At 42.3% G+C, this 1,775-nt stretch carries 1 pseudogene; it reads left to right on the top strand.

What is annotated here, in order from left to right:
* Positions 1-75: 75 nt before the first annotated feature.
* Positions 76-1,596: pseudogene (locus BMW53_RS20545) on the top strand (IS1182 family transposase); the annotation flags it as partial.
* Positions 1,597-1,775 lie beyond the last annotated feature (179 nt).

Here is a 1,775-nt window from a genome sequence, read left to right as displayed (position 1 = left end):
GAGGCTGTCCAAAAAGTAAAATTGGACAGCCTTTGTTTTTATTGTCCCTTTAAGATTTGTATCTTAAAGGTGGATATGACAATAAGATCAAACGTACGATTTAAAAGCGTTACTTCCCAGCAATCGATGCTGTTTCCAAGTAATTTAAGCGATAAAATAGCGGCTAATCACCCTGTTCGTCTTGTTAACCAGATAGTTGATGGTTTAAACATCGACGATATTTTATCGACCTACAAAGGTGGTGGCACCAGTTCTTATCACCCTCGGATCATGCTTAAGATCCTGTTCTACAGCTATCTGAACAATGTTTATTCATGCCGGAAGATTGCACGCCAGTTGGAAGAAAACATCCATTACATGTGGCTTTCAGGCGAGGCAACGCCTAATTTCCGAACGATCAACAACTTTCGCAGTCAGAAACTGAAACACCAGATCCAAACCTTGTTTGCCCAAATGGTACAGCTAATGGCAGAGATGGGCTATGTGAGCCTCGATGTTCAGTACATAGATGGGACGAAAATCGAGGCAGCATCTAACCGCTATACTTTTGTTTGGCGTGGGTCGGTTGAAAAATACAAGGAGAAACTTGAACATAAAATCCAGACTGTTTTAAAAGATATTGAGGCAAGTATTGATGTCGATTCTGCTGAACAAACAGAAGACGATCAGCCGCAACCAGTTAATGCAGTGTTGCTTAAGAAGAAAATCGGTCAACTAAACGAGCAACGGTCGAAACTGGATAAGAAACAGCAAAAACAGGTAAAACAACTGGAAGAAGATGCATTGCCACGACTTCAAAAGTATGAACAGCAATTGGAAACACTGGGCACCCGTAACAGTTACTCGAAAACCGATACCGATGCCACTTTCATGCGCATGAAAGAAGACCATATGAAAAACGGCCAGTTAAAGCCGGCTTACAACACGCAAATCAGTACCGAAAACCAGTTTATTACAGGCTTTTCACTTCACCAGCGCCCCGGCGATACAGCTACACTAATTCCGCATCTCGACCAGTTTGAAGCACTCTACAACAAACAATCATCTACCGTTGTGGCCGACTCAGGCTATGGAAGCGAAGAAAATTACCAGCACCTGGAAAATAAAGATATCCAGGCTTTTGTCAAGTATAACTACTTTCATAAAGAACAAAAAAGAAGCTACAGGAACAATGTTTTTCTGCAGGCAAACCTGTACTACAACCAGGAGCAGGACTATTATGTATGCCCCATGGGACAACACCTGCATAACGCAGGTAAAGGAAAACGGAAATCAGAGCTGGGATTCGATTACCAGGTGAGTATTTACCAGGCACAAAACTGCACGGGCTGTCCGCTACGGGGGCAATGCCACAAAGCCAAAGGAGATCGGAAAATCGAAGTTAACCACAACCTGAATCGTTTACGACAAATTGCACGCGATAAACTGTTGAGCGATGAAGGACTTTACCATCGGAGCAAACGCCCCATTGAGCCCGAAGCTGTATTCGGACAGCTGAAATCGAACAACAAATTTAACCGGTTTACCCTCCGGGGATTGAGCAAAGTTGAAATCGAGTTTGGTTTAATGGCAATCGGGCATAACCTGAGGAAGATAATAGCTATAATTATGTCCTCAAAACGGGAAAAAACAGTCTTTTGGGCCATTATTGTTGTTTTTGAAGTAGTAAGCACAAAAAACAACAACTTGAAAAAGCAACAATCTAAAATCTGGATGAAAAACTACTATTCTGAAATTGCAGCATAAAAAAAGAGACCGCCTTTTTGGACAGCCTC

Source organism: Draconibacterium orientale (genome assembly GCF_900111425.1).
Taxonomy (GTDB): domain Bacteria; phylum Bacteroidota; class Bacteroidia; order Bacteroidales; family Prolixibacteraceae; genus Draconibacterium; species Draconibacterium orientale.
This window is presented reverse-complemented; position numbering and strand designations above follow the sequence as displayed.